The 5,931-nt window shown below is 53.2% G+C and carries 4 protein-coding genes and 1 pseudogene; 2 read left to right on the top strand and 3 right to left on the bottom strand.

Annotated features, from left to right (window positions below):
- Positions 1-303: 303 nt before the first annotated feature.
- Positions 304-549 (top strand): ORF6N domain-containing protein, encoded by a 246-nt coding sequence (locus AAH187_RS18490; protein ID WP_342349963.1) that lies wholly within the window; start codon positions 304-306, stop codon positions 547-549.
- Between the two features lie 27 nt (positions 550-576).
- Positions 577-738, top strand: a pseudogene (locus tag AAH187_RS18485) (transposase); the annotation flags it as partial.
- Positions 739-1,158: 420 nt separating this feature from the next.
- Here the strand turns inward: AAH187_RS18485 and AAH187_RS18480 are convergent.
- The 3 genes from AAH187_RS18480 to AAH187_RS18470 form a co-directional block, all read right to left on the bottom strand.
- Positions 1,159-2,223, bottom strand: coding sequence for an EamA family transporter (locus tag AAH187_RS18480; RefSeq protein ID WP_342349962.1), 1,065 nt, complete (start codon positions 2,221-2,223; stop codon positions 1,159-1,161).
- A 36-nt stretch (positions 2,224-2,259) separates the two neighbouring features.
- Positions 2,260-3,522: a TolC family protein gene (locus AAH187_RS18475; RefSeq protein WP_342349961.1), complete on the bottom strand. Its 1,263-nt coding sequence runs from the start codon at positions 3,520-3,522 to the stop codon at positions 2,260-2,262.
- A 13-nt stretch (positions 3,523-3,535) separates the two neighbouring features.
- A partial coding sequence (locus AAH187_RS18470) for an efflux RND transporter permease subunit (RefSeq protein WP_342349960.1) occupies positions 3,536-5,931 on the bottom strand: 2,396 nt, incomplete at its 5' end.

The raw sequence follows: 5,931 nt of genomic DNA, 5'->3' as shown, positions 1-5,931 counted from the left end.
ACTTCCAGAATGCCGCATTCCATCCCTTGCAGCCTATTCCTCGTTCCGTGGATTGCGTGCCCCTTCCCCTCTTCTAAATGTCGTGAAGTCTCGTGGTGTGGGGTGGACAACGGCTCGGTGTTGTCCACGCAGGATGCACCCGCGTTCTTTTAGCAAGCAGTCTTTCCCTGTTACGCGACGGGGAACAGGTCAACCATGTTCCAAACGAATGCCTCAAGATTGTGGTAGTGGGCAATTTCTAGTATGCATAGTCTTCAAGGAGTACCCAAGTTATGCCCACAAAAAAAATCAACAAGCCCATCCATGATTCCCATCGAACGGATTGCCCGCGCCATTTACCTGATCCGTGGGGAAAAGGTGATGCTCGATAATGATCTCGCAGCATTATATGGGGTAGAAACCAGAGTGTTAAACCAAGACTTGCTGGTGGTGATTGAAAACCCAGTTGATCCGCGGCTGCCGATGTTCGCCCGCGAAGCGCTGAGCGTCCTCATGGCTCAGCTGCAGGCCGTGAAGGAGGCCATCCGGACACTTGAGAGCAAACTGTAGGGGCGGCATCGCTCCCAGCAAGCAAGCCAACGCTTGACGACCATCCCGGGTGTCGGCGTCATTACCGCGACGGCCCTGGTGGCCACGATCGGCGATGGCTCCCAGTTTCAATCCGGCCGACACTTGTCCGCGTGGCTAGGCCTCGTCCCGCAGCAGCACTCATCCGGTGGGAAAAGCCGGTTAGGGCGTCCCCCAAGAAACCCTCGCCTTGGATTGGGGAGTTACTGACAAGGCGACCGACCAATGTCGTCCTGGTAGCCATGGCCAATAAAACGGCTCGGACGGTCTGGACCATGATGAGAGAACACCAGGATTTCAATGCCGTATTCAGATAAGAAAAGGCGAGAGGCATTGCGAGGGTGAAGAGGACATGATGGCGAAACAGGTAGCCAGGATAGATCCAACCCGAGGTATTGTCCGAGCACAGAGCTCGATAAATTGACTGGGCGTCTATCCTCCGACCTTTTGAGAGGCGGATTCCATCAAGGCCAGCGGTCACGGGACTGTATAAACAGGCCGGATACATGACGGCAAACCTCATGCGCTATGTTCGACCAAGAACCCTTGCATTCTCGGGAGCGTCCATACATTACAATACCGAAATTCCCGCTAGTGCTTGTGTCGATGATGCACGTCCGACACATGTCCATGATCATGTTGCAACGGCAGATGCCGATGCCAATGGGCGTGAGACCCCACGACTTCCTCTTCGTGATCATGTTGATGATGGGGATCGGCGTGGGTGTGGATATGGTCGTGCTCCATACCTGTATGCACGTGGAAATGGCGGTGGTGTTCTCGAAGAAGCACGCTCACCCCTATGGCCATCGTCGCCCCTGCCACATATTCTTCAAACCCCCAATGTTCCCCAAGAATGAGTACGGCAGCAAAGGCTCCAATAAACGGCGCCGTCGCGAAGAATGCGGCCTCCCGGGCTGCGCCGAGGATACGAAGCGCATAGATATCCAGCACGACACTAACGCCATAGCCCACAAACCCCAACACCATTATCAGACTGATGGCGGTCATATCGGGAAATTCCAAGTCCAGCACCCAGGACAGTCCCAGTGAACAGGCTCCCGCGCTCAAACCCTTGATCCTGGCGATAGCCACCGGGCTTCGAAGTGAAAGTCCCTGGGTGAGATTGTTATCCACGGCCCAGCACACACAGGCTCCACTGATGCTGATGATCCCGAGCCAATCTCCATATACCGCTTCAGGGCGATAACTCAGAATCCCGGCACCGGCAAATATGACAATAGCCGCGACAGCCTCCCGTTTCCCCAAATGTTCGCGAAAGAGCGTAACGGCCAGGAGTATCGTGAGAGGGGCTTCCAGGTTAAGCAGAAGCGATCCGACCACCGCAGAAATCCGTTCAAGTCCATAGAGCATGAGAATAGGCCCCAATATCCCGCCGGTCAGAATGATGCCCAGTAACCGGCCGATATCGCCCGTTTGAATGGGTGTCTCGGACTGGGATGACGCCGGGGACCTCGTGAATGCCAAAAGGATTTCAAAGAGACCAAGTCCGAGGCCTGCTCCTACATATAACAGCCCAGCCACGGGGAGCAGGTCATACACGGGAAGGAACAGTTTGAGAATGGGCGTCGTCAAACCAAAGAGTAGGGCCGCGCCCAAACCATAAAAGGCCCCCAGAGTATTTTTAGGAGACATGACTGACGACTCGTATTTTCATAAGGCTCCTACCAGTTAGATTTCCCCACCAATCGACCGCTCAAGTTGGGTGAGGGCAATGGAAAGGTCGTATTGAGCTTGCGCATACCCGAGGATGGTCTGCCATAAAATACGTTGCGCGTCCAGAACTTCAAGAAGACTTGCCTGACCATAGTGGAAACTGACTTGGGCAATTCGTACGGCTTCTTCAGCTTGTTTGAGCAGACCATTTTTATAGGTGTTGATTTGTGCAGCCGCGGCTTGCGACTGATAAAATCTCCCAGCTACCTCTTTCATCGTATCCTGCTTCCATTTCAAAAGGTCGGCTTCGATTTCGTGTTGTGTACTTAACGCGTCGGCAATTTCTCCGTCGCGCTGATACCAAAGCGGAAGTGGCACGGTCACCCCTCCTAGGAAGGCTTCCCGTCCGGCATCTCGCTGATAGGAGCCGCTAAGGGTGACATTTGGTACCCGCGCTTCCTTTTCTTCAATAAGGCTGTGCTGGGCCTGCTTGAGGAGTTTTTGGAATTTCTCTCGTGTGGGATGTTGGTTCAATGCTTCGGTGGTAAGGACCCTTAAATCCAAATTCTCAGGCCAGGTCTTAAAACGCCCATGAATACTAAATTGTACTCCCAGTGTTCCTGCTGTAAGGGAGTCTAGTGCCGCCTTTGCTACATGGACAGCACTTTGAGCACCCGTAATTTCTTTTTGGACCTTTAACATCTCCACGTTAATCTTCACTTCCTCGAACGGGGGGGCGTCCCCGGCGTCCACACGACTTTTCACCGCCTGCTTTAAATCTTCAACAACTTTCAAATTCTGAAAGGCCAGCGCTGCTCGCTTTTCCGCCAGGAAGAGTTCATAAAACGCCAGCCTTGCGGCCGCTTTCAAATGAATCTGTGTTTCTTTAAACGCTTTTTGTGCACCTCCAAGCCCTTCCAGCGCGGCCAGCTTCCGGGCTTCCCGCTTAGGGCTCCATTCCAGTGGCTGACTGAGAGTCACAAACCGTTCAATCGTGGTGATGGAGTCTGCGGAATCCCGGAATTCAGAATAACCGGATTGTATATTCAAGCTCGGGTTTGGATAGGCCCCCGCAATGACCTGTTGGCTTTGCTTCTTCTCAATAAAGGCTTCCCCTTTTTTCACGAGGGGATTGTGGCTTAATGTCAGCTGAACAATTTCCTCAAGGGTATAGGCGCGGAGATTATTTTTTGTATCCTGGGCGTGGGATAGCCCGGTCAAACACAGCCCAAGCAATCCTAACGCGCACCATAACGTTAAAGCTCGATGACCTATCATGAATGTCTCCTCCTTAGAGAGTCTTTTGAAAATGCACACCCTGCCTCACAGAATCTTTTACCCCGTAACGGACAAAGAGAACCGGAAGAAGATACAAGTTTAAAAATGTCGCGGTGAGCAGCCCCCCGAGGATGACAATCGCCAAGGGGCTTTGGATTTCGCTGCCCGGCTGTCCTTGTCCAAGAGCCAAGGGAATGAGTGCAAACACGGTCACCAGGGCCGTCATCAAGATTGGCGTCAATCGATGAAGGGAGCCATCCATCACCACCTGACGGAGCGGCATACCTTGAGCCAGCAGGGACTGGTATCGAGCGATTAATAAAATGCCATTGCGAATGGCAATGCCAAAAAGCGTGATGAACCCCACGAGGGATGCCACGCTGAGCACGCCGCCGGTCAGGGCTACAGACAGTACCCCTCCAACAAGCGCCAGTGGAAGATTAATCAGGATCAACAAGGCGAGTCGGAGGGAGGAAAAGGCTTGATACAGTAAGACGATCATCCCCCCTAAGACCACAAGGCTGATGAGAAGAATGAGCCGCGTGGCTTCTTGCTGGCTTTCAAACTGCCCACCATAGGTAATGTAGTAACCAGGGGGAAATTGGACTTGAGCGGTGATTCGCTGCTGGATGTCCTCCACCACGCTTCCGAGATCTCGCTCCGCCACGTTACACGCCACCACCATTTTTCGTTGAACATTTTCCCGGTTAATCTTGTTAGGACCACGATCATCATAGATCGTCGCCAACATACTGAGTGGGACGCGATTGCCTCCTGGCGTGTCAATCAGCGTTGAATCCAGGACGCTAGGATTTTTTCGATACTCGTCGTCATACCTGACAATCAAATCCACGGCACGTTGCCCCTCTAGGACCTGAGTCACGGTTCGACCCTTCAGGGCTGTCTGAAGCGTCTCGTTGACTTCCCCCACGCTTAAGCCGTGCGAGGCCAGGGCTCTGCGGTTGAAAGCGACAGTCAGCAAGGGAATATCGGTTTGCTGATCGACGGCCAGATCCACCACGCCCGGAATGGGTTTCATAACCTGTTCGACTTGTTTCGCCAATTGGCGCAAGGTGTAGAGGTCCGGCCCAAACAGCTTGACGGCAATGGCACTTCGGGTTCCTGACAACATGTGATCGATACGATGAGAGATGGGCTGGCCGATATTGATCGTGATACCTGGAATCATGCGAAACGACTCGCGCACCGCCATGAGAAACGCCTCCTTACTCCGCTCTCGCATCCGTAGCATGACATCGAGTTCGCTTGAATTCACGCCCTCGGCATGTTCATCAAGTTCGGCCCGCCCGGTTCGCCGCGCAGTTGAGACCACTTCCGGATGTGTCAACAAGGTTTCTTCCACCAAACGAGCGATCCGGTCCGATTCAGGTAACGAGGTCCCAGGCAACGTCACGATATTCACGGTGAGCGTGCCCTCATTAAATGAGGGCAAAAAAGTCCGTCCGAGCCAAGGCAAAATGGCCATGGCCACAAGGAGGAGAAGGACGGCCAGCCCTTGCATCACGTTGGGATGTCCCAAAACCGTTGTCAGACTTTTTTGATAATAGTGGAGGAGCTTGTTGACCACCCACCCTTCTTTCTGTTGCTGGTCCTGTTGTAAGAACAAGGTGCTCAAGACTGGGGTAACGGTCACGGCCACCAGAAGCGACGCCAACACCGCGAGAAGATAGGCATAGCCCAGGGGCCAAAGTAATCGACCCTCCACCCCTCCGAGAAAAAAAAGCGGGAGCATCACCAGCATGATGATGAAGGTGGCAAATACAATGGAAGGGGTGACTTCGGCACAGGCTTCTTGAACCACACCCAGCAACGGACGTTGTTCGTCTGAAGCTTTATCCCGTTCCTTCCGTATGCGGCGCACAATGTTATCAACAAACACAATGGCATCGTCCGCTAACAAACCCACCGCAATCGTCAGTCCTCCCAGGGTCATGGTGTTGATGGTTACCCCGGCGAGCTTGAGCCCAATGAGAGCGGCTGCTAAAGAGAGAGGAATGGCCATGACGGAAATGAAGGTGGCCCGAATATTCAACAAAAAGATGAACAGAACAATCACGACCAACAGCGCGCCATCTCGAAGCGCACTCACCACGTTCTGAATGGCGACCTGAATAAAATCTGATTGTCGAAAGAGAGACCGGTCCAGGGTAAATCCCTCCGGCAAACGCGGCTCGATCTCATCGAGCACGCGATCAATGTGGTGAGTGAGGGTCAGAGTATTGGCTTCAGGCTGTTTCAAAATGGCCATGACCACAGCCGGTTCACCATTCACAGAGCCTTCGCCACGCTTTAGGGCATTGCCAATCCTCACATCTGCCACTTGTCCGAGGAGGATAGGCTCTTTATTTTTGAAGTCCACAACCGTCTGCTCGATATCATTCAGGGAGT

The organism is uncultured Nitrospira sp. (genome assembly GCA_902500695.1).
Taxonomy (GTDB): Bacteria; Nitrospirota; Nitrospiria; order Nitrospirales; family UBA8639; genus Nitrospira_E.
This window is presented reverse-complemented; position numbering and strand designations above follow the sequence as displayed.